This is a genomic window from Rhodococcus sp. IEGM 1351 (assembly GCF_030056875.1).
GTDB lineage: Bacteria > Actinomycetota > Actinomycetes > Mycobacteriales > Mycobacteriaceae > Rhodococcus_F > Rhodococcus_F opacus.
The window spans coordinates 216566-240262 of sequence record NZ_JASHKU010000005.1 but is presented as its reverse complement, the minus strand read 5'-3'; the positions used below and the strand labels follow the sequence as shown (position 1 = coordinate 240262).

General features: G+C 67.3%; 25 protein-coding genes, 1 tRNA gene and 1 other RNA gene. 18 read left to right on the top strand and 9 right to left on the bottom strand.

Annotation, left to right across the window (positions count from 1 at the left end; genetic code table 11):
- Positions 1–3: 3 nt before the first annotated feature.
- Positions 4–597 (bottom strand): HhH-GPD-type base excision DNA repair protein, encoded by a 594-nt coding sequence (locus QM806_RS11210; protein ID WP_054246862.1) that lies wholly within the window; start codon positions 595–597, stop codon positions 4–6.
- 86 nt (positions 598–683) lie between these two features.
- Positions 684–1841, bottom strand: a complete 1158-nt coding sequence (gene fes, locus QM806_RS11205) for an enterochelin esterase (protein ID WP_283291360.1) — start codon at positions 1839–1841, stop codon at positions 684–686.
- A 72-nt stretch (positions 1842–1913) separates the two neighbouring features.
- Here fes and fepB point away from each other — a divergent pair, with 72 nt between their 5' ends.
- The gene (gene fepB / locus QM806_RS11200; RefSeq protein ID WP_182623482.1) at positions 1914–2924 is read left to right on the top strand and encodes a Fe2+-enterobactin ABC transporter substrate-binding protein; all 1011 of its coding nucleotides are present in this window, start codon (positions 1914–1916) and stop codon (positions 2922–2924) included.
- Between the two features lie 86 nt (positions 2925–3010).
- Entirely contained in the window at positions 3011–3847 is an 837-nt protein-coding gene (locus QM806_RS11195; RefSeq protein WP_283291358.1) for a DUF1206 domain-containing protein, read from the top strand.
- Between the two features lie 51 nt (positions 3848–3898).
- Here QM806_RS11195 and QM806_RS11190 read toward each other — a convergent pair whose 3' ends face one another.
- Entirely contained in the window at positions 3899–5197 is a 1299-nt protein-coding gene (locus tag QM806_RS11190) for an aspartate aminotransferase type Ic (RefSeq protein WP_095868357.1), read from the bottom strand.
- 43 nt (positions 5198–5240) lie between these two features.
- An RNA gene (gene ffs / locus QM806_RS11185) (signal recognition particle sRNA small type) lies at positions 5241–5335 on the bottom strand.
- Positions 5336–5460: 125 nt separating this feature from the next.
- Here ffs and QM806_RS11180 point away from each other — a divergent pair.
- The 4 genes from QM806_RS11180 (at position 5461) to QM806_RS11165 (ending at position 8018) form a co-directional block, all read left to right on the top strand.
- Positions 5461–5955, top strand: a complete 495-nt coding sequence (locus QM806_RS11180; RefSeq protein ID WP_283291355.1) for a DUF3558 family protein — start codon at positions 5461–5463, stop codon at positions 5953–5955.
- Between the two features lie 59 nt (positions 5956–6014).
- A tRNA-Ser gene (locus QM806_RS11175) sits at positions 6015–6102 on the top strand.
- 189 nt (positions 6103–6291) lie between these two features.
- Positions 6292–7251, top strand: coding sequence for an alpha/beta hydrolase (locus tag QM806_RS11170; RefSeq protein ID WP_005253354.1), 960 nt, complete (start codon positions 6292–6294; stop codon positions 7249–7251).
- 86 nt (positions 7252–7337) lie between these two features.
- Positions 7338–8018 carry a YoaK family protein gene (locus tag QM806_RS11165; RefSeq protein WP_005567001.1) on the top strand — a complete coding sequence of 227 codons (681 nt, stop codon included), beginning with the start codon at positions 7338–7340 and terminating at the stop codon, positions 8016–8018.
- On the opposite strand, the gene QM806_RS11160 is transcribed toward QM806_RS11165, so the two are convergent.
- A complete protein-coding gene (locus QM806_RS11160; RefSeq protein ID WP_005567002.1) occupies positions 7993–8508 on the bottom strand; it encodes a COG4315 family predicted lipoprotein in 516 nt (171 codons plus the stop codon). The two genes, QM806_RS11165 and QM806_RS11160, sit on opposite strands and share 26 nt — an antisense overlap.
- 155 nt (positions 8509–8663) lie before the next feature.
- Between QM806_RS11160 and QM806_RS11155 the strand changes: the two genes are divergently transcribed.
- From QM806_RS11155 to QM806_RS11145, 3 genes are read left to right on the top strand one after another with little or no spacing between them, the layout of a single operon-like run.
- The gene (locus QM806_RS11155) at positions 8664–9473 is read left to right on the top strand and encodes an AraC family transcriptional regulator (protein ID WP_005567003.1); all 810 of its coding nucleotides are present in this window, start codon (positions 8664–8666) and stop codon (positions 9471–9473) included.
- On the top strand, positions 9470–10030 hold the full coding sequence (locus QM806_RS11150; protein ID WP_005567004.1) for a TIGR03086 family metal-binding protein: 561 nt from the start codon (positions 9470–9472) through the stop codon (positions 10028–10030). Before QM806_RS11155 ends, QM806_RS11150 begins: the two co-directional genes overlap by 4 nt.
- A gap of 38 nt (positions 10031–10068) precedes the next feature.
- Positions 10069–11607 (top strand): metallophosphoesterase, encoded by a 1539-nt coding sequence (locus tag QM806_RS11145; protein WP_120659892.1) that lies wholly within the window; start codon positions 10069–10071, stop codon positions 11605–11607.
- Here the strand turns inward: QM806_RS11145 and QM806_RS11140 are convergent.
- Entirely contained in the window at positions 11597–12178 is a 582-nt protein-coding gene (locus tag QM806_RS11140) for a TetR/AcrR family transcriptional regulator (protein ID WP_120659893.1), read from the bottom strand. The genes QM806_RS11145 and QM806_RS11140 overlap by 11 nt on opposite strands.
- A gap of 54 nt (positions 12179–12232) precedes the next feature.
- On the opposite strand from QM806_RS11140, the gene QM806_RS11135 reads away from it, so the two are divergent.
- Entirely contained in the window at positions 12233–12901 is a 669-nt protein-coding gene (locus QM806_RS11135; RefSeq protein ID WP_005567438.1) for a lysophospholipid acyltransferase family protein, read from the top strand.
- Here the strand turns inward: QM806_RS11135 and QM806_RS11130 are convergent.
- Positions 12885–13466, bottom strand: a complete 582-nt coding sequence (locus QM806_RS11130) for a TetR/AcrR family transcriptional regulator (RefSeq protein ID WP_120659894.1) — start codon at positions 13464–13466, stop codon at positions 12885–12887. The two genes, QM806_RS11135 and QM806_RS11130, sit on opposite strands and share 17 nt — an antisense overlap.
- 82 nt (positions 13467–13548) lie before the next feature.
- Between QM806_RS11130 and QM806_RS11125 the strand changes: the two genes are divergently transcribed.
- From QM806_RS11125 to gluQRS, 3 genes are all read left to right on the top strand, one after another.
- Complete coding sequence (locus QM806_RS11125) at positions 13549–14127, top strand: dihydrofolate reductase family protein (protein ID WP_120659895.1); 579 nt, start codon at positions 13549–13551, stop codon at positions 14125–14127.
- 79 nt (positions 14128–14206) lie between these two features.
- On the top strand, positions 14207–14818 hold the full coding sequence (locus QM806_RS11120; RefSeq protein ID WP_007298405.1) for a TetR/AcrR family transcriptional regulator: 612 nt from the start codon (positions 14207–14209) through the stop codon (positions 14816–14818).
- A gap of 10 nt (positions 14819–14828) precedes the next feature.
- The gene (gluQRS, locus tag QM806_RS11115) at positions 14829–15785 is read left to right on the top strand and encodes a tRNA glutamyl-Q(34) synthetase GluQRS (protein ID WP_054246857.1); all 957 of its coding nucleotides are present in this window, start codon (positions 14829–14831) and stop codon (positions 15783–15785) included.
- On the opposite strand, the gene QM806_RS11110 is transcribed toward gluQRS, so the two are convergent.
- Positions 15754–16323, bottom strand: a complete 570-nt coding sequence (locus QM806_RS11110; RefSeq protein WP_039951749.1) for a DUF4190 domain-containing protein — start codon at positions 16321–16323, stop codon at positions 15754–15756. The two genes, gluQRS and QM806_RS11110, sit on opposite strands and share 32 nt — an antisense overlap.
- A 576-nt stretch (positions 16324–16899) precedes the next feature.
- Here QM806_RS11110 and QM806_RS41360 point away from each other — a divergent pair.
- The 3 genes from QM806_RS41360 (at position 16900) to QM806_RS11095 (ending at position 19161) form a co-directional block, all read left to right on the top strand.
- Complete coding sequence (locus QM806_RS41360) at positions 16900–17523, top strand: DUF2189 domain-containing protein (RefSeq protein WP_338132111.1); 624 nt, start codon at positions 16900–16902, stop codon at positions 17521–17523.
- A 158-nt stretch (positions 17524–17681) separates the two neighbouring features.
- On the top strand, positions 17682–18314 hold the full coding sequence (locus QM806_RS11100) for an RDD family protein (protein WP_007298402.1): 633 nt from the start codon (positions 17682–17684) through the stop codon (positions 18312–18314).
- Positions 18315–18432: 118 nt separating this feature from the next.
- Positions 18433–19161 (top strand): queuosine precursor transporter, encoded by a 729-nt coding sequence (locus QM806_RS11095; protein ID WP_005248717.1) that lies wholly within the window; start codon positions 18433–18435, stop codon positions 19159–19161.
- Between the two features lie 43 nt (positions 19162–19204).
- On the opposite strand, the gene tgt is transcribed toward QM806_RS11095, so the two are convergent.
- Complete coding sequence (tgt, locus tag QM806_RS11090; protein ID WP_005561587.1) at positions 19205–20449, bottom strand: tRNA guanosine(34) transglycosylase Tgt; 1245 nt, start codon at positions 20447–20449, stop codon at positions 19205–19207.
- A gap of 106 nt (positions 20450–20555) precedes the next feature.
- On the opposite strand from tgt, the gene QM806_RS11085 reads away from it, so the two are divergent.
- Together QM806_RS11085 and QM806_RS11080 are read left to right on the top strand one after the other, a co-directional pair.
- Entirely contained in the window at positions 20556–22439 is a 1884-nt protein-coding gene (locus QM806_RS11085; RefSeq protein WP_283291348.1) for a sulfatase-like hydrolase/transferase, read from the top strand.
- A gap of 5 nt (positions 22440–22444) precedes the next feature.
- Positions 22445–23686, top strand: coding sequence for a hypothetical protein (locus tag QM806_RS11080; RefSeq protein WP_283291346.1), 1242 nt, complete (start codon positions 22445–22447; stop codon positions 23684–23686).
- The last annotated feature ends 11 nt before the right edge of the window (positions 23687–23697 follow it).

The window sequence follows — 23697 nt, the reverse complement described above, 5'->3', positions numbered from 1 at the left end:
CGGCTACTTCTTCTTCGCTGCCGCAGCCTTCTTCGCCTCGGCCTTCGCGGCCTTCTTGAAGTCGCGGACCTCGTGGAGGCTCTTGTCGTCCACGACGTCCGCGATCGACCGCCGGGCTCCCTCGGTGCCGTAGTCGCCTGCGGCCTCCCGCCAGCCCTTCGGCTCCACACCGATCTGTTTGCCGAGCAGTGCCAGGAAGATGCGCGCCTTCTGATCGCCGTAACCCGGCAGCGCCTTCAGCCGTTTCAGGACCTCTTTGCCGTCGGGATCGCCGCTGGTCCACAACGCCTCGACGCTACCGTCGTAGTTCTCGACGAGGAACGCGCACAGCGACTGGATGCGGGTGGCCATCGATCCGGGAAACCGGTGGACCGCCGGAGTCTGTGCGCAGACGGCCGCGAACTCTTCCGGATCCATCTCCGCGATGCGGTGCACCTCGAGGCCGCCGATCCGGTCGTCCAGCTTCTTCGGACCCGCGAACGCCGTCTCCATCGGAACCTGCTGATCGAGCAACATCCCGATGAGCAACGCCAGCGGATCACTCGCCAGAAGTGCGTCGGCGTCCGGATCCCCTACCAGATTCAGCGTGCGTGCCATGCTCTGATCCTGCCATCCCACGATCGGGCGGGTGCGCCCTTCACCTCGACGCGCGGTTTATTCACAGAGTTATCCACATCACTGCATTACCGGTCGGTACGCTCCAGCATCGAGGCCACGCCGGCGATCAGACCGTCGCGCCAGTGCAGGACGTCGTGGCCCCCGCAGAACTCGCGGTACCGCACGTCGTGGCCGGTGCCGACCAAGAGGTCGCGCACCTCGCGGTTGGGTTCGACGAGCATCCATTCGAGTGTCCCGACCTCCACGCTGAACCGGCTGTTCGACGGGGCCGCGACGCGGACGCGGTGCTGGAACGGGACTCCCGGCCCCGAGCCGGGCCACCAGAACGATCCGGACAGGCTGCAGCCGGCCACGATTGTCGACGCGGAATCGTCGGTGGCACCCCATTCCCGCCGCAGCCACGGAAGCAGTTCGCCGGCGAGACCGGACGCGAACGCGGCACTGCAGCCCAGCTCCTCGGAACGCAGTTCGGGTCCGACACTGGCGACCATCACGACGAGCGGAACCCGGTGCCCCGTACGTGCGAGCGCGTCGACGGAGCCCGCGATCGGCAGGTCGGCCGCCCACGTCCGGCCGTCCAGCACCACCACGACCGGACGGTTCCGGGCGGTGAGTCCGGGCGGTTCGTAGACCCACACCGACCGGCGCGTGCCCGACAGTGTGAACGTCGTCTCGTGGAGCACGCCGCGGCCCGGCCGGTCCGTCCACCAGAGCTGCACGGGCGCCGCCGGCATCACGGCCTCGGAGCTGTCGCCGATCTGCACCACCCGCGTCGGCAGTGGGTTGAACGGGTCGGACTGCGCGTCGGCGAGCACGCTCCGCCACCACTGCCAGCCCGGGGTGTCGCCGGGAACCGTCGCTGGTTCCATGCGGGGGATGAAACGGTAAGCGCCGCGCCACTTCTCGGGGACCTCGATCGACAGGGACCAGAGGTCGGTGCCGGGTAGCCGCGACAGCGCGGCCTGTTCCAGGCGGGAGCGGTCGGTGATTCCGTTGGCGTCGAGGTAGACGTGCCGCGTGCGCGACGTGCGCTCATCGCCGTCCGGATCCCGCCAGCAGAACGTCGCGATCACACAGCCGGGGTCTGCCCCGTCCGGTTCGATCAGGGGACTGCCCGCGGCGGCGAGACGGTCCCAGAACGCGGGGACGCCGTCACGCGTCAGGTCGTCGATCGACCGTACGCGTACGACGCGACGCTCGGGTCCCGGCACTCGTTGCAGCATCCACTTCCCCATTTGAATGTAGGTAACGCTAGCCTAAATTAGTTGCTTACCCGTGCGAAAGAGAGTCTTACCGTGAAACTTCGTCGCTCACTGGCAGCCGTCGCTGTCCTCGCCGTCGGGATCGGCGCTGCCGCGTGCTCGTCCGATCCCGATTCCGACGCCGCGACCACCGGCACCACCGCCGCGTCCGACCAGAGCTGGCCGCGCACCGTCACCGATGAAACCGGCAGCATCACGCTCGAACAGCAGCCCGAGCGGATCGTGTCCACCAGTGTCACCCTCACCGGCTCACTGCTCGCCCTCGACGCTCCCCTGATCGGCACCGGCGCGCAGAGAGCCAGCGACGTGACCGACGAGAACGGTCTGTTCACGCAGTGGGCGGACATCGCCGCCGAGCGCGGCGTCGACACGCTGTACCAGGGAGAACCCAACGTCGAGAAGATCACCGCCGCCGATCCGGACCTCATCTTCGTGTCCGCCACCGGCGGCGACTCGGCGCTCGATCAGGTGGACACGTTGAGGCAGATCGCGCCCGTCGTGGTGCTGCGATACGACGACAAGTCGTGGCAGGACCTCAGCGGACAGATCGCCGCGGCAATCGGGGCCGAGGCACAGGCCGACGCCCTCGTCGCGAAGTTCGACCAGCAGCTCGAGGACGCCAAGTCGGCGCTGGGCGACAAGGTCGCTGCGGCGAACCCGGTGAATGTGCTCGCGTACAACTCGCCGGAGGAGTCGCGGATCTTCACCGCCGAATCGGCGCAGGGCATCCTGCTGGAACGCCTCGGATTCTCGCTCGCCGAGCTGCCCGCCGACCTCACCGCCGCCGACAAGGGCATCATGGCCGGCCGCAAGGACGTCGTGCCGGCCGGGCAGGAGAACCTGCCGCGAGCGGTGCCCGGCAACACCACGTTCATCGTGATCGGTGAAGCAGCGGACGCCGACAGGTTCCTCGCCGATCCGACGCTGCGGGAGACGCCGTCCGTGGAGAAGAAACAGGTGATCGGGCTCGGGAAGGACAGCTTCCGCCTCGACTACTACAGCGCGTCCAACCTGATCGACCGGGTCACGAACACAGTGCGATAACGCTCATCCCGTGTCGGCGCGGCCCATATCGGGTACCTCTACGTCACAGGGACTCCGGTCCGTTCGCACAACCCGAAGGACACCCGATGGCCCAGAATGAAACGAATCGAGCCAACGGGATGAGCCGCGCCGTCGACAGGGCAACCGACAGCAACACTTTCGAACGGGTCGCGCGCGCCGGCCACGTGATGAGCGGTTTCGTCCACCTGCTGATCGCGTACATCATCATTCAGCTGGCGTTCGGCACCGGCGGCAACGCCGATCAGTCCGGGGCCCTCGGCGCCCTGGCCGCCAAGCCCGGTGGCCGGTTCGTGCTGTGGGTGGCGATGGTCGCGTTCATCGCGATGGCGCTGTGGCGGCTCGCCGAGACCGTCCTCGGCCCCCACGTCACCGAGAAGTCCGGGGGCGACGGCGACGACACGTCCCTGCTGGACCGCGCGAAGGCGTTCGGCCTCGCCGTCGTCTACTTCGCGTTCGCCTTCTCGGCATACCAGTTCGCGAGCGGCGGCGGGAAGTCGAGCGGTCAGCAGAACGCCGGAATGAGTGCACGCCTCATGGAGTCCGGGGGAGGCAAGATTCTTCTCGTGGTGGTGGGTCTCGTCGCCATCGCGATCGGCGGCTACCACATCTACAAGGGGGCGTCGAAGAACTTCCTGGACGACCTGAAGGGCACCCCGTCGAAGCTCGTCGAACCCCTCGGAGTGGTCGGCTGCGTGGCCAAGGGCCTCGTCATCGCGGGCGCGGGCGTGCTGGTGATCGTGGCGGTCGTCAACGCCGACCCGTCCAAGGCCACCGGCCTCGACGGCGCGGTGAAGACCCTGGGCTCGGCGCCGTTCGGGCAGTTCCTCCTGGTCCTCGCCGGACTGGGCATCGCCGCGTACGGGCTGTACAGCTTCGTGATGGCGCGCTACGCCAGGATGTAGAGACACGTCCGGCCGCTCACCCGGCAAGGGTGAGCGGCCAGACGTCGTCTACTAGGACTTCGGCAGGTCCAGACGCGATTCGGTGGCCGCGAGCAGCACGCACGTCGCGACACCGTTCATCGACTTGTCCAGATCCTCCATCGAGGGGAAGCTCGGCGCGAGCCGGATGTTCTTGTCCTCGGGGTCGACGCCGTACGGGAACGCCGATCCGGCGGCGGTGAGCGCGATCCCCGCGTCCTTCGCCAGAGCGATGACGCGCTTCGCGGTGCCCTCGACGACGTCCAGACTGATGAAGTATCCGCCCTTCGGCTCCGTCCACGACGCCACCTTCGACGCCCCGAGACGATCCTCGAGGATCTTCAGGACGAGCGCGAACTTCGGCGCCAGGATCTCGCGGTGCTTCTCCATGTGGGCGCGCACGCCCTCGGCGTCACCGAAGAACCGAAGGTGCCGCAGCTGGTTCAGCTTGTCGGGACCGATGCTCTTCTTACCGAGGTATTTCTGGTACCAGGCCAGGTTCGCGGTCGAGGAACCGAAGAAGCTGACGCCCGCACCGGCGAACGTGATCTTCGACGTCGACGCGAACACGAGCGGCCGGTTGGGGTTACCCGCCTCCGCGGCCATCCCGAGGACGTCCAGCGACGGCGCCGTCTCGCCGACGAGCGGGTGGACGGCGTACGCGTTGTCCCAGAACAGCCGGAAGTCGGGGGCGGCGGTCGGCATCGACGCCAGCGTCCGCGTGACCTCTTCCGAGTACACCGCGCCCGTGGGGTTGGAGTAGTTGGGAACCGCCCACAGACCCTTGATCTGCGGATCGTTCGCCACCAGCTCGGAGATGACGCCGACGTCGGGGCCGTCCGGGCGCATCGGCACCGGGATCATCTCGATGCCGTAGGTCTCGGTGATCCCGAAGTGGCGGTCGTAACCGGGCGCCGGGCACAGGAACTTGACCTTCTCCTCCTGCGACCACGGGCGCGGGGAGTCGGGGGTGCCGTGCAGCAGGGCGAACACGACGTTGTCGTGCATGATCTCGAGGCTGGCGTTGTTGCCGGCGAGCAGGTTCTCGACAGGGATGCCGAGCAGTTCACCGAAGATGGCGCGCAGCTCCGGCAGTCCGGTGAGCCCGCCGTAGTTGCGGGTGTCGGTGCCGTTGCCGTCGCGGAAGTCGCCGTCACCGGGCAGTGTCAGCAGCGCCGCCGACAGATCCAGCTGCTCGGGCGAGGGCTTGCCGCGAGTGAGGTCGAGCGTGAGCTTCTCGGTCTTCAACTGCGCGTAACTCGCAGTCTGGCGCTCGTGCTCCGAAAGTAGTTCCTCATGGCTCATCAACCCGATCTGGGTCTGGTTGGTCATCAGGAGCGGCCTCTCACCGACATCGTGGGTCGGGTATGCGAAAGATAGGGGACCCCGCGCACCCGGCAGAGCCCGTTGACCCTTGCTGCCTTCCGGCCCTGGGGGAGTTCACAGGATGCGCGCCGCGCGGGATCCACCACAGAGTGTAGACGGCCCTGAGCCGTGGTCGGGATCCACCCCGGCGCGGGCCCGATGCCGCACCTCTGACCACGGCCAGTGCTACCGTCGCCCCCGCATTCGGCCACCGTCGGCAAAGGATCGGGATGAAACTCAGAAGGACAGCACACGCGGTGACACTCGCCGCCGTCGTGGCAGCACTGTCGGCATGCGGCGGAGGCAGCGACGACGCAGCCACGTCGGACGCGGTGAGCTGGGACGCGGCCGAGCCGTGCACGCTCGCGGACGATGCGACGCTCGCACCGCTTCTCACGGCAAGCGCCGGCGAGGGCACCGCCACCGACAGTCCCGAACGTCGCGCCTGCACGTGGGGCAAGCCCGAGGCGCTGAACACCGTGACGATCACCACGACGAGCGCGCCGGAACCGGTCGACCCGCTGCGCACGATCGACGTCGGCGGACTCGAGGGGCGCGCGCTCGCCGAGAGCAAATACCAGTGCATCCTCGAGATCACGACCGATGCGGGCACCCTGTCGATCGAGACCAAATTCGGTCTCGACGCCACCGCTAACCCGGACACGTCCTGCGACCGGTCCGTCCCCCTCGCCGAGCACGCCCTCACCCAGCTGAAGTGGGCCTAGAACGGGCGGCTACCTGGCCGTTTAACGGTGAGCCGCCGTCGTTGGGTATGCTCCTCCACGGAGGATTCGCCTAGTGGCCTATGGCGCTCGCCTGGAACGCGGGTTGGGTTAACGCCCTCAGGGGTTCAAATCCCCTATCCTCCGCCACAGGAACCCCTGTGAACTGCTGAGAAGCGGTTCGCAGGGGTTTCTTTTTTCTGTCTCCGAGCGACGACCGACCGGCTGTCGGATCCGAAAGTCCTGGCCACAGCAGGCGCAACCCGTTATCTTCCTGTTATCGTCGGCGGTGCAGCGTTCGCTGTGCTGTGTGTCGATTCGAGATAAAAGGACATTCGTATGGCGATTCGTCGCACCCGCGCACTGATCGTGGGCCTGGTCGCAGTGTTGGCATCGGGCCTCGTGTCCGTATTGGCCGGAACGGGCGTCGCCCACGCCGACTCGGCCCTGATCTCGGTGTATTCACCGTCGATGGACAAGGACATTCCCGTCAAGGTGCTCAAGGCCGCGGGCGGTGGTCCCGCGCCGACCCTGTACCTGCTCGACGGTCTGCGGGCACCGGACGACAACAACGGCTGGCTGATCGAGACCGACGTGGAGAGTTTCTTCGCCGGCAAGCACGTCAACGTGGTCATCCCGTTCGGCGGCGGCGGCACCTTCTACTCCGACTGGCAGCGCGACGACCCGAAGCTCGGCCGCGTCAAGTGGGAGACGTTCCTGACCAATGAGCTGCCTCCGGTGATGGCTTCCCAATTCGGCAGCGACGGGGTGAACAACGCGGTCGCGGGTCTGTCGATGAGCGGCACCTCCGCGTTGAACCTCGCCACGCACCGCCCCGACTTCTACAAGGCGGTCGCGTCCTACAGCGGATACCCGACGGCCAGCTCGCCCGGCTTCGCGCAGGGCATCCAGGTCTCGGTCGCCCAGATGGGCGGCAACGCGCTGAACATGTGGGGCTTCTGGCCGTCGGCTGCGTGGCTTCGCAACGACCCGCTGCTCAACGTCGGCGCGCTGCGCGGCAAGTCCGTCTACATCTCGTCCGGCGCAGGCTCGACGGCGAGCGATCCGACCGTCGACCCGGACAGCGCCTCGTTCGACCCGGTGAAGTTCTCGCAGACGGTCCCCCTCGAGACCGCCTCCGGTCTGAGCAGCAAGGTTTTCGTGCCCGCGGTGCAGCGCGCAGGCGCCAAGCTGCAGACCCACATCACCGACGACGGTCTCCACACGTGGAACTACTGGCAGGACCGCTTGCACGAGTCCTGGGCCAACACGCTGGCGCCCGCCCTCGGGACGTCCTGAGCCAGGCGTCGTGAGCGCCTGACCTACGCCACAGTGGCCCCCGATCTCCGGATCGGGGGCCACTGTCGTCGGCTGCGGTGTTTGATGTGGGTGTGCCGATCGACGACAGCAAACGGACGCTTGCGCTGGCGGTGGTGCTGTCCACGCTGGCCGGTTACGTCGACGCGCTGGGATTCATCACGCTCGGCGGGTTCTTCGTCGCGTTCATGAGCGGCAATCTCACCCGGTTCAGTGTCGGGTTCGCGGACGCCGAGTGGGCGCACGCGGCGACTGCTGCCGCGGTGATCGGCATGTTCGTCCTCGGCTGCGCCCTGGGTGCCGTGGTCGTGCACCTGTCCGAGCGACGGCGCCTGCCCGTCCGGACGACGGTGCTCGCGGTCGTGTCGGGACTGCTCATCGCGGGCGCGGTGGCCGCGACCGTCGGGGCGAGCACGGTAGCCGTCGGCGCGATGCTGCTCGCGATGGGCGCCGAGAACTCCTTCTTCCAGCGCGACGGCGAGGTGACCATCGGTCTCACCTACATGACGGGCGCGCTCGTGAAGATGGGACATCGACTGGCCGGGGCACTGTTCGGTGGGCCGCGGTGGGCGTGGCTACGACATTTCGCACTGTGGGCCGGCCTGGTGGTGGGCGCGGTGACGGGCGCCCTCGCGCACCACTGGATCGGGCTGGACGCCCTGTGGTTCGCTGCCGTCCTGTCGGCAGCGCTGACCGTCACCGTCCACCTGAGGATCGACCGCGCTACTCGCCGCCCGCAGTTGTCGTGACCGGGTTGCCTGCGGAGTCGAGGGTCCACCACACGCTGCCGACCGCCTGACCGAATGCGTCCCCGGGTTCGTTGTCGTCCTTGTAGCGGTACACGGGGCGGCCGTTCACGGTCAGCTGATGGGTGCCGTCCGCCGCCGGGATGGTGTCGATGACGACTTCCTGCAACCCCTGCACGGTCGGGTTCTCGGTGACGGTGGTGACCGGCGGCCACGACTGCAGGCACGTGTCCCGGCACGAACTGGCGCCGGAGCCGACCTCGTCGTTGTCGTACACGTAGACCGTCATACCACCGTCGTCGACCATCACCTCGCCGAGCGTCGTCGGTCCCATCTTCAGGACGGGTGTGCCGGGCGCGGCGGGCGGGGACGTCGGCGTCGGAGACACCGGGGCGTTGCCGCCCGTGTCGCCGGAATCGGTGCTGTCGTAGGCGCAACTCGAGAAGGTCAGGCTGACGGCGGCGATCGCTGCCAGCGCCCATGTTCGTCTCATGGAGTCCTCGTTCTCTGTGACGGCGAAGTGGCGGGCCTCCGGGGAACCTCTGCGGACCCGTGCATACAGTTCACCTCGAGTTGCGTGCCGGTGCGGGCACTTCGGGCGATGTGACCGGCCCGCACGTGTCGGTATCCGTGATTAGGCTCCTGGGCATGGGCTGGTACACGCCGACCGCACCGTCGCCCGACCTCACCGGCACCCTGGTGTGCGGGTGGTCCGCGCGGACACAGGGCGAGCATCTGCTGGTGCCGGACGCGTGCATGGACATCCTGTGGATCCCGGGTGTGGGAATCCGCGTGTGCGGTCCCGAAACCAGGGCCTGGTCTTTCGCGCTGCCGCCGGGCACCGAATCCGTCGGCGTCCGTTTCCGTCCCGGTGCCGCCTCGCATCTGCTGCGGACGTCGGCGGCCGAGGTCCGCAACATCCGGGTCGGTCTCGGGGACGTGCTCGGGTCCACGTGGGAACGGAAACTGACCGACCGGCTCGACAACGCTCCCGGCTACGCGGAACGCATCGCCCTGTTCGAGAACGCCGTGCGCGCGTGGCGAACCCGCGGACCGGAAGCCGACCCTCTGATCGGCACCGTCCGGAAGGCGCTCGCCCGCCATTCGTGGAACGTGGGCGCGCTCGCCGACGCCGCCTCGGTCACCGAGCGGCAACTGCAGCGGCGATGCAACGACGCGTTCGGATACGGGCCCGCGACCCTCCGCGGAATCCTGCGGCTGCAACGGTTCATGGCGCTGGCGCAATCGGGGACGCGGACCGGACTCGCCGAACTCGCCGCCACCGCCGGCTACAGCGACCAAGCGCACCTGTCGCGGGAATGCCGGCGGATCTCCTCGCTCACCCCGTCCGACCTCCTCACCAGTGAGGCCCCCGACTGGCACGGAACGGAATCTGTCGTCGATGTCGGAAATGTTCAAGCCCTCGGACGCGGGACGGGAGAAGAATCGGCAGCATGACCTCGACAACCGAAACCCCCGCAGCCCACTACCGCGACCTCGCCGCGAAGTTCACGAAGCGCGTCGAATCCGTACCCGCCGCACGCTGGGACGACGCGTCCCCGTGTGACGGCTGGACGGCCCGCGACGTCGTGCGGCACGTGATCGACACGCAGCGCTACATCGTCACCGTCGTCGATCTGGAACTGCCGGAGCCGCCGTCCGTCGACGACGACCCGGTGGCCGCGTGGGCGGCCACGCGCGATGGCATGCAGGAGATCCTGAACGACCCGGCTCTCGTGAGCCGCGAGTACGACGGGCACTTCGGCCGCACCGACCTCGGCAAGACCATCGACAGCTTCTACTGCTTCGACCTGGTGGTCCACGGCTGGGACCTGGCCCGGGCCACCGGCCTCGACGAGACCATCCCCGCAGGCGACCTGACCTGGGTGGGCGGCGTGGCCGAGCAGATGGGCGAAAGCATCCGCACGGCCGGAGTGTGCGGCCCCGCCGTGGACGTCCCGGCGGACGCCGACGAGCAGACCAGGGTCCTGGCCTTCCTCGGCCGCAAGGCCTGACCCGAGCGCCTGCCCGGTCGCGCTTGTAACCTCAGGTCATGAGCGTGCCGGGCAGGATCGCCGCGCTGACGGCGGTGTCACTCGCCGCGGCGCTGCTCGGCGGTGACGTGGTCGCGGCGGCCGATCCCGAACCCCGGGGCGCGTCCGGTCTGCCGGCGCGTGGCCTCGTCACCTCGGCGCCCCTCGCATCCGCGGTCATGTTCGCCGGGACCACCGGCGACGCCGCTCCCTCACAGCGGGTTCCGGGTGAGGAGTCGGACGGTAGGTCGGCCACCAGCCACCGCTTCGACGAGTACCCGTACATGCGGTACGAGGTCCGGTTCGGCCCGGAGTCCGCCGGCACGGACGTGACCTGGCACGGGCGTTCCGTGAATCTCGACGACCTCGCAATGCACGTGTGGGACGAGGAGGGGCAGAGCTGGGGTGAGCCGGTCGCGACGGCGCAGCCGTCCGAACCGGGCGGTCCGGTCACCCTGACCACCCGGATCGAGGGCGAGGACTCCGCTCAGATCCTCGTCATCGACGGCCCTCGACGGGATCGGAGTTTCCGCGAGGCCAACGCGACAGCCGATCAGCAGTTCGCCGACCCGAACGCGTACGACTTCGCGCTGCAGCACATCAGCGACACCCAGTACGTGTCCCGGGACCGGCCGGAGGTGTACTTCGACATGACCCGCTGGACCGCCGAGAATGCCGCCGAACGCAAGATCGCCTATTCCATGCACACCGGCGACCTCGTCCAGAGTTGGATTCGTCCGGGAGCACCCGAGTCCCGCGCCCGGCCCGAGTTCGAGGTGGCGGACAAGGCGATGGCGACGCTCGAAGAGGCCGGCATTCCCTACGGTGTCCTGCCCGGCAACCACGACAACCTGTGGAACGTCGGCGGACGACTCATTCCCGGCGAGCACGAGAAGAACCACGCCCTCTACAACGAGTTCTTCGGGCCGTGGCGGTACCGTGACCAGCCGTACTGGGGCGAATCCGTCACGGACACGGACAATTCGGCGCACTACGACCTGCTCGACATCGCCGGCGCGAAATTCCTGATGCTCTACATCGGCTACAACCCACCCGAACACGTGCTGCAGTGGGCCGAGGACGTGCTCGCCGACCACCCGGACCGCAACGTGGTGATCGGCAGCCACTACTACCTGGACGAGGACGGCTCGCTGCGGATGAGCGGGTTCGGCGACATCGGTAGCAGTGCGGGACAGCAGATCTGGAACCGGCTCGTCGTTCCCTTCGAGACGGTCTTCCTGGTCCTCGCGGGACACGTCGACGGGCAGACGACGGTCACCGACCGGAAGGTGGGCGACACGGACCGGAAGGTCGTGGAGTTGCTCGCCGACTACCAGTACTTCACGGTCGACAGCCGCCGCGAGACCGGGTTCCAGCGACTCCTGCAGTTCGATCTCGACGGCGGAACCCTCGCCGTCACGACGCACTCCCCCACGCTGGACAGCTTCCGGGTGGAGGACTTCGATCCGCAGCGTCGCTACCAGCCGGACGACGGGGACTTCGTCACCGATGTGGAACTGCGGGCCGACCTGCCGCGCGCCGTCCTGCCTACGCCCTGAGATGGAGGTCGATCAGCTGCGCGACGAACGCCTCCACGTCGAAGTCGCCGACGATCACCTCGATGCTGCGGGTGGCGCGGAGGGTCGCCACCCCGTGCAGCTGGGTCCACAGGTTCAACGCGACCACGTGCGGGGTCTCGGCGCCTGCGTCCGCGACGAGTGCGACGACCGTCTCGAACAGGGGTTTCGAGTGGTGCCGCAGGTCCTCTCCCGAACCCTCGAGCAGGTCGTGCCGGAACATCAATTCGAACAGGGTGCGGTGGGTGTCGGCGAAGGAGAGGTACTGCCGTGCCGTCCGCCGCACGCGTGCGAGGGGGTCCGCCTCGGACACGATCGCCGACCGGAGCCGTTCGGACAGCTCGGCGAATCCTGACGCGGCGATCGCGGCGAGCAGCGCCTTGTGGGTGGGAAAGTACCGCCGCGGCGCGCCGTGTGAGACACCCGCGTGCCGGGCGACGGCGCGTAGCCCGACGGCGTCGATGCCGCCGTCGTCCAGCAATTCGCGCCCGCAGTCGATCAGCCGCGCGCGCAGGGGTTGCACTTCTCCACTCATGTAGACAGTGTCTATCATGACAGGGGGGTAGACAATGTCTACTCACTTTGGCCCCCGAGTCAGGAGTTCACCGTGTGGTACTGGATCTTCAAGTACGTGCTGATCGGACCGGTGCTGCGGATCGTCGGGCGGCCCACGATCGACGGCGCGCACCACATCCCGGTGTCGGGCCCGGTGATCCTGGCGAGCAATCACCTCACCGTCGTCGACTCGTTCTTCCTCGTCCTGATGGTGCGCAGGCGCATCACGTTCGTGGCCAAGAGCGAGTACTTCACCGAGGGCGGCGCGAAGGGTCGCGCGAAACGCTGGTTCTTCACCGCGGCCGGCCAGGTGCCGATCGACCGATCCGGGGCCTCCGCGGCGGAATCCGCACTGAACACCGCGGAGAAGATCCTGGACGACGGCAAGGTCTGGGGAATCTACCCCGAGGGCACCCGGTCGCCCGACGGTCGACTCCACAAGGGCAAGACCGGAATCGCCCGGGTCGCGCTCGCGACGGGCGCCCCGGTCGTGCCCGTCGCCATGCACGGCACACGACAGGTCAACCCCGTCGGATCGAGGATGTGGCGATTCGGCACGGTATCAGTGACCGTCGGCGAACCACTCGACTTCTCCCGATTCGCCGAACTACGCGACAACCGGCACGTCGTCCGGGCCGCGACAGACGAGCTGATGCACGCCCTCATGACACTGTCGGGCCAGGAGTACGTGGACGACTACGCGCTCAGGCGTCCGGCGTAGCGACGGCACGCGTCACGAGATCGGCGACGAGCCGCTCCGTGTCGACCCCGTCGAGCACGCCGGGCAGCGTCAGGTGCTCGACGATGAGCGCATTCATCGCGAGGTACAGCATCAGCACAGTGCTGCGATCACCGGGCAGTCCCGAGTCGAGGTGAAACCCGATGTCGCGCTCCAGGTTCTCGGAGATCGTGCGCGTCAGCGTGGTCCGCAACTCGGGCCGCCGGACCGCTTCGAGTCGCAATTCCTGCAACGCGAGATAGCCCGTCCGATCGCGGGTGATCCTGCCGAACAACCCCTGCATGTACTCGATCGCGAGCTCGAGATTCTGCGGCTTGCGACCGCTTTCCTCGACCACCGAGGGGTCGGGGCCCATGCGTTCGTGAATCCGCTTGCCGACCTGGTCGAACAGGTCGTCGCGGCTGGCGAAGTAATTGGTGGCCGTCCCCTTGGGGACGCTCGCCTCGACGTCGACGGCGCGGAAGGTGAGACCGCGCGCACCCTCTCGCGCAAGCACTTCGATCGCCGCGTTCACGAGAGCCGCACGTCGTTCCGGATTCTGCGCCATCGACACTCCTCGACAAAAGACTTGCAACCACTGCGGGCATAGTACTACAAATAGAGTGGTTACCGACTACGGGAGGACTCACATGCGAAAGCTCGTCTACTACGCCGCCGCCACCATCGACGGATTCATCGCCGGCGCCGACGGCTCGGACCCCACCGGCACCATCTTCGAGATCGACGGCGATCACATGCCCGTGATGATCGCCGAGTATCCCGAGACGGTCCCCACTCACATGCGGGCACCGCTGGGAATCGACGCCCCCAACAACCATTTCGACACGCTGCTCATGGGCCGCGCCAGTTACCAGCCCGGCCTCGACCTCGGCGTGACCAGCCCGTACGCGCATCTGCGGCAGTACGTCTTCTCGACCACGATCACCGAGTCGCCCGACCCGGACGTCGAGATCGTCGCGGGCGATCCGATCGAGAAGGTGCGCGAACTCAAGCGAGAGGACGGCAAGGACATCTGGCTGTGCGGCGGCGGGAAGCTCGCCGCCGCCGTGGAGCCCGAGATCGACGAGCTCCGGATCAAGCTCAACCCCGTCGCGATCGGCACCGGCATTCCCCTGTTCGACGGCGAATTCGGCCCGCAGCGGTTCCGGCTGGCCGCGTCCCGCGCGTTCGAGAGCGGGATGATCTTCCTGACGTACGTCCGCCGATAGCCGAAGTCACACCCGCCACTCGCGGCAACACGCGCACCTGACGCAGGCATTAATTCAATACGTCAGTAATGTTCGAGGCATGCGCGAACGCCGATACTCGTCCACCAGCCCCGAACGCCTGGCCGCAGCCCTGTTCGACGTCGCGGCCGAGTCGGGTCTCGAGGGCGCCAGCGTGCGCGAGGTCGCCAAGAGGGCGGGTGTGTCCATCGGAGCCGTCCAGCACCACTTCTCCACGAAGGACGAGATGTTCGCGTTCGCCCTGCGAACCCTCGTCGACAAACTACTCACCCGACTGTCGGAGGTCGACCGCGGCGGGGATCCCGCCCGGGCCCTGTTCGCCGCGATGTCCCAGTTGCTCCCGCTCGACGAGGCGCGGTCGCGGGAGGCGCACGTCATGGCGGCATTCGCCGTCCGGGCCGCCACCTCCCCGTCGCTCGCCGAGATCCGGCGAAAGACCCTGTTCACCATCCGAACGGGACTGTCCGCCGTGCTCATCGGGATCGGCACCCCGGAGGCGGAAACCCGTGCGGCGCTTCTCCTCGCCACCGTCGACGGTCTCGCCCTCGATGCGATCGGCAGTCCGGCGCTGTACCCGCCCGAGTACCTCGAGCACGCCCTCGACATTCAGATCGGCATGATTCTGCAGGGCGCCGACGTCGTACCGTCGTCGTCGATCGAACTGGCCAGCTGACCCTCGGCCGATGTCACATCCGTCTCGTCAGAGTGAACCGCCGTCACATCGGGCGGCGGGCGCGGGTCGGTTCGCGCCCAGCCCGTCCGGCGACCTGCACCTCGGCAACCTGCGGACGGCCGTGCTGGCGTGGTTGTTCGCCCGGTCCACCGGCCGACGGTTCCTCATGCGCGTCGAAGACCTCGACCGCGTCCGCGAGGGCGCCCGGGACCGGCAACTGGCCGACCTCGCGGAACTCGGCCTCGATTGGGACGGCGACGTCGTCTCGCAATCACACCGACTGTCGCGGTACGACGCGGCCATCGCCGAACTCCATGCCGCCGGTCTCGCGTACGAGTGTTTCTGCACGAGAAGAGAAATCCAGAAAGCGGCGTCGGCGCCGCACGCACCGCAGGGTGCCTACCCGGGGACGTGCCGCAACCTGACACCGGACGAACGCGCAGACCGGCTCGCCGGCGGACGACCACCCGCGCTGCGCCTGCGCGCCGGCGTCACCTCGTTCACCATCGACGACGTCCTGCACGGCAGCTATTCCGGCATGGTGGACGACCTCGTGCTGCGTCGCGGCGACGGCACACCCGCCTACAACCTCGCGGTGGTCGTCGACGACGCCGCCCAGGGAATCGATCAGGTGGTACGCGGCGACGACCTGCTCTCGTCCGCGCCCCGTCAGGCATACCTCGCCGGGCTGCTCGGGTTGACCGCCCCCACCTACGCGCACGTGGCCCTCGCACTCAACGAGGACGGCAAACGGCTCGCGAAACGTGACGGCGCCGTCACGCTCACCGACCAGAAAGCGTTGGGACGCACCCCGAGCGACGTCCTCGGAGTGCTGGCGACGTCGCTCGGGCTCGCGGAACCGGGCGAGGTCGTGGATCTCGGGATACTCCTCGACCGGTTCGACCCGGCCCGCCTGCACCGCGAACCGTGGGTGGTCAGGCTCCCGACGCCGCCGCAATCACCATGATCACGAAGAACAGGATCCAGCCGACGACGTAGGCGCCGCCGATGGCGATTCCGGCGATCGCGAGCCCACGGCCCTCCTGCCCGGACTGCTTGATCTGGCCCAGCGCGATGATGCCGAGGATGATGCCGACGACGGAGCCGACCCCGTAGAAGCATCCACCGACGATCGACGTGATCAGCGACGCGATCGCGAGACCGTTCGTCCCCAGCGACTGCGGGTAGGGCGCGCCGTACGGGTTCGGTGCGCCGTACTGCGGGGCGGGACCGCCGTACTGGCCCGGCGGCCCGTACTGATTGGGTGCGCCGCCGTACTGGTTGGGGGCGCTGTACTGATTCGGTGCGGCATACGGGTTGGGCGTCCCGTACTGCTGGTTCGGAGCCCCGTACTGGTCGCCGCCGTACTGATTCCGATTCGGCGCGGCATACGGATTCGGCGACGTCCCGTACGCGCCCGGCTGCTGATAGTCGGGGTACTTCTCGGTGGGCGCCGAATACGTGGGATAACCGGATTCGTCCACCCCGTATCCGTCACGCGGCAAGCCGGGAACCTCACCGTAAGTGGGTGGTGTTTGCCCGTTGTACGGATTCGAATCGTCCGATCCCCCAGAATTAGTCACGATAACCAGCGTAAAGCATCAAAACCGCAGGAGAAGAAGCAGACCAAAGGGAGGCGAGTAAAGGATTGTCCACGTAGTGTTTATTCGCACTGTCACGCGCGAGCATTCAACTCTTGCTGAGGGGATCACATGACGACTGGTGGATACGACCCTAACGACAAACCTGAAGGTGGTGACCAGGGCGGATACCCCCCACAGGGCAATCCTCCACCGCCGCCCGGTGGTTATCCGCCGCCCCCGGGGAATTACCCTCCGCCGCCGCAGGGACCGCCGCCCGGCGGATATCCGCCACCGCCGCCCGGCGGAAACTACCCGCCGCCGCCCGGCGGAAACTATCCACCGCCCGGTAATTACCCACCGCCGCCGCCCGGCGGAAATTACCCGCCGCCGCAGGGCAATTACCCGCCGCCGCACCAGGGACCGCCGCCCGGTGGATATCCGCCGCCCCCGCCGATGTCGGATTACGGCACGCCTGGGCAGACGCCGGGGCAGTTCTCCGTGGGCGACGCGATCGGCTACGGCTGGAACAAGTTCAAGGACAACGCGCTCATCTGGATCGGCATCCTGCTGATCGCCGCCATCATCCAGGTCGTGCTGAACCTCGTCTTCGGCGGCTTCAGCACGTCGTCCGACATGAGCGCGGCGTTCTCGGTGTGGCGCATCATCGGCACGATCGTCACGACCATCGTCGGCTACCTGATCAATGCGGCTCTGGTGCGGGGCGCCCTGCACGAAGTGGACGGGAACAAGCCGGCGTTCGGTTCGTTCTTCCAGTTCACCAATGTCGGGGCGATCATCATCGCCAGCGTGATCATCGGTGTGGCCGCCACCATCGGTTTCGTCCTGCTCATCATCCCGGGTCTCATCGTGATCTTCCTGACCTGGTGGACGCTGCAGTTCGTCATCGATCAGAACGAGGACGCCATCACCGGCATCAAGTCGAGCTTCCGCGTCATCTCGCAGAACGTCGGCCCGGTGCTGCTGCTGGCCCTGGCCCTCGTCGGCATCAACATCGTCGGTGCAATCCTCTGCGGAGTCGGACTTCTCGTCTCGATCCCGATCACGATCATCGCGTCGACCTACGCGTACCGCGTGCTCACCGGCCGTTACGTCGCGGCCTGACCGACCGCTCCCCACGGGTGAGCGTGCTTCCTGTCCAACGAGACGGAAGTACGCTCACCCGTTTTGCTACTCCCGTCACTCGAGTCACTCCCACCCCTTGCGTAAGGTGCTCAGGCGTCATCCGAGACATTCAGGACTCGAGATTCGAGGGGGAACACATGACTACCGGTGGATTCGATCCAGGCCAGGGACAACAACCGTTCGGCGGGCAGCAGTACGGGCAACCGCACTACAACGGGGCGGGGCAGCAGCACGGACAGCAGTTCGGCGCACCGCCGCAGTTCGATTCGGCGCAGCAGTTCGGCACCCAGCCGTTCGCGCAGCCGGACTTCGGGTTCGACCCGTCCCGCCCCGGTGAACTTCTTCCCCGCCTCGGCGCACGAGTGATCGACGGCCTGATCGTCGGCATCCCGATGGCCGTGGTCAGCACCGTCCTCGCGCTGGTGCTGGGCAACTTCCTGGGCAGCGTCCTCGGCGCGATCCTCACCGCGGCCGCCGCCGTCGGCTATTTCGTCTTCCTCGAAACGACGAGGGGGCAGACCCTGGGCAAGCAGATTCTGGGCCTGCGCGTCGAGGGCCCGAACGGCGGACTCCCCACCCAGCAGCAGTCGCTGACCAGGAACGGTTTCTACGTCCTGTCCGCGCTCGGCGGGTTCCCGCTCCTCGGGTTCCTGTTCGGACTGCTCGGCGTCGTCGCCGCGATCGTCATCGGGGTGACCATCAACGGCAGCCCCACCAAGCAGGGCAAGCACGACGAACTGGCCGGCGGCACGCGCGTCGTCCAGGGCTAGTCCGAACCACTCCCTACCGTGCGGGTGAACGTACCTTTCGTCGCGTCAGATCGGACAAAAGGTACGTTCACCCGTTCCTGATTCGCGCCCTTCCCCGTTCAAGTGCTTGGATTGCGGCGTGACAGCCTCAGATCAGCAGACCAAACCAGACGACCACGCGACGTTCGCGCACGTCAGCCGGGGGTACTACCCCACGTTCGTCGCCCTCTTCACCGCGACGCTGCTGATCTCGAATATCTGCGCGACGAAGGGCGTCGCATTCTTCGCCGATTCGTCGCTGACCATCGGACCGCTGCAGATCCTGCCCGTCATCACCGACGGCGGCTTCTTCCTGTTCCCGCTGGCCTACATTCTCGGCGACGTCCTCAGCGAGGTGTACGGGTTCAAGTCGACCCGTCGCGCGATCTACCTGGGCTTCGGCGCCCTGATCCTGGCCGCGTTCTGCTTCTGGCTCCTCATCGAGCTGCCGTCCGCCGACTTCTACGAGAACCAGGAAGCGCTGCGGTCCGTCGTCGGCGTCTACCCGCGTCTGCTGCTCGCCGGGCTGGCCGGTTACCTCGTCGGGCAGATGCTGAACTCGGTGACGCTGGTCCTGATCAAGGAGCGCACCAAGGAGAAGCACCTGTGGGCGCGGCTCATCGGTTCCACCATCGTCGGTGAGTTCGCCGACACCCTGATCTTCTGCTCCATCGCCGCAGGCGCGATCGGCATCAGCACGTGGAGCGATTTCGTCAACTACGTGATCGTCGGTTTCCTGTGGAAGACCCTCGTCGAGGTACTGGTCATGCCGATCACGTACCGCGTCATCGCCTACGTGAAGAAGCGCGAACCCACCTACCAGCTTTGACCCCCACGTGAGTGGGAAAGTGTGCCCGAGGACGCTTTCCCACTCACGTGCGGTAGAAGCGACCCAGGGTGTCGGCCTTGAACTCGTCGAAGTAGCCGCCTTCGATGCTGGCGCGGATCTGATCGACCAACCGGACGGTGAAGCGTTCGTTGTGGATGGTGCACAGCGTGGACGCCAGCATTTCCTTCGCCTTGAACAAATGGTGAATGTAGGCGCTGGTGTAATTCGCGCAGGTGTAGCAATCGCAGTTCTCGTCGATGGGCGTGAAGTCACGACGGAAGCGGCTGGTGTTGATGTTGAACCGGCCGTCCGGGTGGTATATCGCGGCGTTGCGCGCGACCCGCGACGGATTCACGCAGTCGAACGTGTCGGCGCCGTTCTCGATGGCCACGAAGAAGTCGTCCGGCTCGCTGATGCCGAGCATGTGCCGCGGCTTGTGCTCGGGAAGCTCCTCGTTGCACCAGCGGACGATGGTGCCCAGGTTCTGCTTCTCGAGCGCCCCGCCGATGCCGTACCCGTCGAAACCGCGGCCGCTCTCCCCCGTGATCGACTCGAGCCCCCGGCACGCCTGCCTCCGCAGGTCCTCGTACTGCGCGCCCTGCACGACCCCGAACAGCGCCTGGTACGGGCGATGGGAACGCTCGGCGGTGAGCTTCTCGTGCTCGGCGATGCAGCGCACCGCCCACGCCTGCGTCCGCTCCACCGACCGCTCCTGGTATCCACGGGTGTTCAGCAGTGTGGTGAGCTCGTCGAACGCGAACATGATGTCGGCGCCGAGCTGGTGCTGGATCTGCATCGACACCTCGGGGGTGAACCGGTGCCGCGACCCGTCCAGGTGCGATTTGAACGTGACGCCGTCGTCGTCGACGGTCGCGAGGCGTTCCTTGCCCTTCGCGATGACGTCGTCGGAGCGCACCCCGACGGCTTCCATCGCGAGGACCTTCTTGAACCCGACGCCCAGCGACATGACCTGGAATCCGCCGCTGTCGGTGAACGTCGGGCCGTCCCAGTTCATGAACTTGCCCAGACCGCCGGCCTCGTCGACGATGTCCGGCCCGGGCTGCAGGTACAGGTGGTACGCGTTGGCGAGCAGCGACTGCGCGCCCAGCTCCTTCATGCTCTCCGGCAGCACCGCCTTGACGGTGGCCTTGGTGCCGACGGCCACGAACGACGGCGTCGCGATGTCGCCGTGCGGGGTGTGAATGGTTCCGGTGCGGCCCAGCTGCCCGTCGAGTCGGGTGCCGACGGTGAAGAACGGATCGGGCGGGGTCGGGACTACGGCATTCACGGGTGTATCCAATCACGGGCGACATTTCCGGCGACACATCACTACTTCGTTCGAAAGTGGGTACAGACAGGGAGACGATCCCAGCCCTTCGACCGGAGGAACCGCCATGAGCGACGAGAAGGCCGGCCATCGGATCGACAGGAGAACGTTTCTCTCGGGTGCGGCGGTCGCCGGCGGGGTAACCGTGATGTCGGGCCTCTTCGACCGCCGGGCGGACGCGTCGGAGAAGCCGCTGCATCGTCAGCCCAGCAATTACGTGCAGCCCAACATCGTGTTCATCGTCGTCGACGAGATGCGGTTTCCCCAGGTCTTTCCGGCGGAAATCACCACTGCCGACCAGTTCCTGCAGCGGTTCATGCCCAACCTCTACACGCTGTGGGCGCCCGGGGTGAAGTTCACGCAGCACTACACGGCCGGGGTGGCATGCAGCCCCGGCCGTGCGTGTTTCGTCACCGGCCTCTATCCGCTGCAGAACTGGATGCTGCAGACGCGGACCGGCAATCGGGCCTCCCCCGTCCCGTCGCCCGCGATGGGGAGGGACTTTCCGACGTACGGCAAACTGCTGCGGCAGGCGGGCTACGTCACGCCGTACGTCGGGAAGTGGCATCTGTCGCCGTCCCCCGACGAGGACTCCGGGCTCGCCCCCGGCTACCTCGAGGAGTACGGGTTCGACGGACTGACGATGCCCGACATCATCGGAATGAACGGTGAGGGATTCGAATTCGACGGGCACATCGCCGACCAGGCCGCGGCGTGGTTGTCGACGCGGAAGCCCGGGGACGGCCCGTTCTGCCTCACCGCGAGCTTCGTCAATCCCCACGACCAGCAGTTCTTCTGGGCGGGAACGGAAGCGGAACGGTATCAGTCGCTGTACGCCAACAACGTTCCCCCGCTGAGCCCCGCCCGGGCCTGGTCGGTGACCACCGCCGAGAGCGACCCTCCGCGGCTGGGTTATCCGTCCGTGCCGCCCAACTGGGAACCCGAGAAGGCACTGCAGTCCAAACCGAGCACCCAGGTGTTCGCGCGGGAGTTCCAGGCCCTGGTGTGGGGCGGCGTCACCGACGACATCCAGAATCTGTCGAACTACTACCTCCAGCCCTACGGTCAGGGCACCGATCCCGACCGACACATCGCGTTCGCCCCGTACACGTACTGGGAGCGGGCCCTGGACAGTTACACCAACGTGCTGTCGATGGTCGATCACCACATCGGCACGGTGATCAACTCGCTGCCGGAAGACGTCGCGGCGAACACCGTCTTCGTCATGACGTCCGATCACGGCGAATACGCCGGGGCGCACGGCTTCGTCGCAGGCAAACTGTCCACCGCCTACGACGAGGCGTTCCACATCCCGCTGATCGTCGCCGACCCGACCGGGCGATTCACCGGCGACACCGACACCCCGCGCGGTCAGCTCACGTCGAGCGTCGACGTGGTGCCGCTGCTCGCGACGCTCGGTCACGGCGACCGGAACTGGATGTCCGGGGACCTGTTCGCCACCTATGCCGAACGCGTCGACCTTCTGCCGTTGCTGCGGAGCAACGCCGCGGCCGGTCGCGACCACGTCGTCCTCGCCACCAACGAGCACGCACCGCAGGGGGTCAACTGGAACAACTCCCCCACCCACATCTACGTGCTGCGCACCCCCGAGGCGAAGGTCGCGGTGTATTCGAAGTGGTTGGGACCCACCGCCTACGTCGACCCGGCCTCGTTCCAGTACGAGTTCTACGACTACGCCACCGAACGCGGCCGGGCGGAACTCGACAACACCTTCGATCACGACCCGCGCGGTCCGGCCATGGCCGCCCAGCTGATGACCCAGTACCTGCCGACTCAGCTCGCCGCGCCGCTACCCCCGGCGTTCGCACAGCAGGGTGCCGACGCGATGGCCCGGTACCTCGCCTACATCCAGCTGATCAACCGGTACACGCCCGGAGAGATCGACCGGGAGGGCATCGACAAGCTGACCGCGTTCGGGGAGGTGTTCTGACAGCTATGACCGGGAAAGTCGTTGCCGCCGTGCTGGTTCTGCTGCTGTGGTCCGGTGGCACCTCCCTCGCGTCCGCGGCGCCCCCACCGACCGCGCAGTGCGCGTGGCAGTTCATGTCCGACTCGACCGTGCTCGACGTCGCCTTCCCCGACGCCAACGCGACGTACTGGGTGCTGCCCTACGCGTTGGGGCCGGGTGACACCATCGAACTCAGCGGCACCTACCCGGCTGCCCGCTACTTCTCGCTCAACACGTACGGGACGAACTTCGACACCGTCGACACGTTGCGCGACAACCAGATCGGACCCGACCCCGGCAGCGGAAACCCGTTCGCCGACGCCGCCGCCGACGCCCTGCCCGCCACGCAGAAGCGCTGGCACGCGACGGTCGTGACCGGCCCGGCCGACCACTCCCGCAACCAGATTCAGGCCCTGCCCGCCGGGGCCGACGCGCAGTCGGTACCCGTCGGTTTCCTCATCATCCGGGTGTACGTGCCCGACGACCCGGCATCTCCGACCGGCGGCGTTCCACTACCCGACGTGACACTGACGTTCGGGGGCCGGACGTCGCCGGTGCCGACCTGCGGATCCGAATTCGATCCCTCCGCCTACGACAACGGCCCACTCGGACAGGCCGCGGAGGCCGCATTCGACCAGATCATCGCCGGCGCGGCGTCCGGCGCATTCCCCGGCAACGTGCCCGAGGCGACGTTCGTGAACCCCGCGAGCACGTCGGGCCTGTTTCCCAACGGCGACAACAAATATGTCGGGGCGGGGCTGACGTACCAGCCCGGACGCATCGTCGTCGTGCAGGGCCGGGCGCCGACGTTCCCCGACACCCGTGCCGGCCAACCCGTCACGGCACCCGGCCGGCAGGTGCGGTACTGGTCGATGTGCCAGAACGATCAGGTGACGCCGTACCCAGTCGTCGCGTGTGCCGCCGACTTCCAGACACGCACCGACGGCGCAGGCAACTACACGTACGTCGTCGCCGCACCGCAGGACGTCCCCGCCCGCGCCGCGTCCGACCCGACCGTCACCGTCCTCCCCTGGGGCTCCACCGACGTCGCGAAGAAGGTGCTGTTCCTGCGGTACATGCTGCCGTCCGACGCCTTCTACCCGCAGTCGGTGCAGGCGTCGCAGAACAATCACACCGACCCCGCCACCACGATGGGTCCGTACTATCCCCGCGCCGCCTACTGCGACACCGCCACCTTCGAAGCCGGGGGTGCCGCCGCCTGCCTGTGAGTACTTGTTAA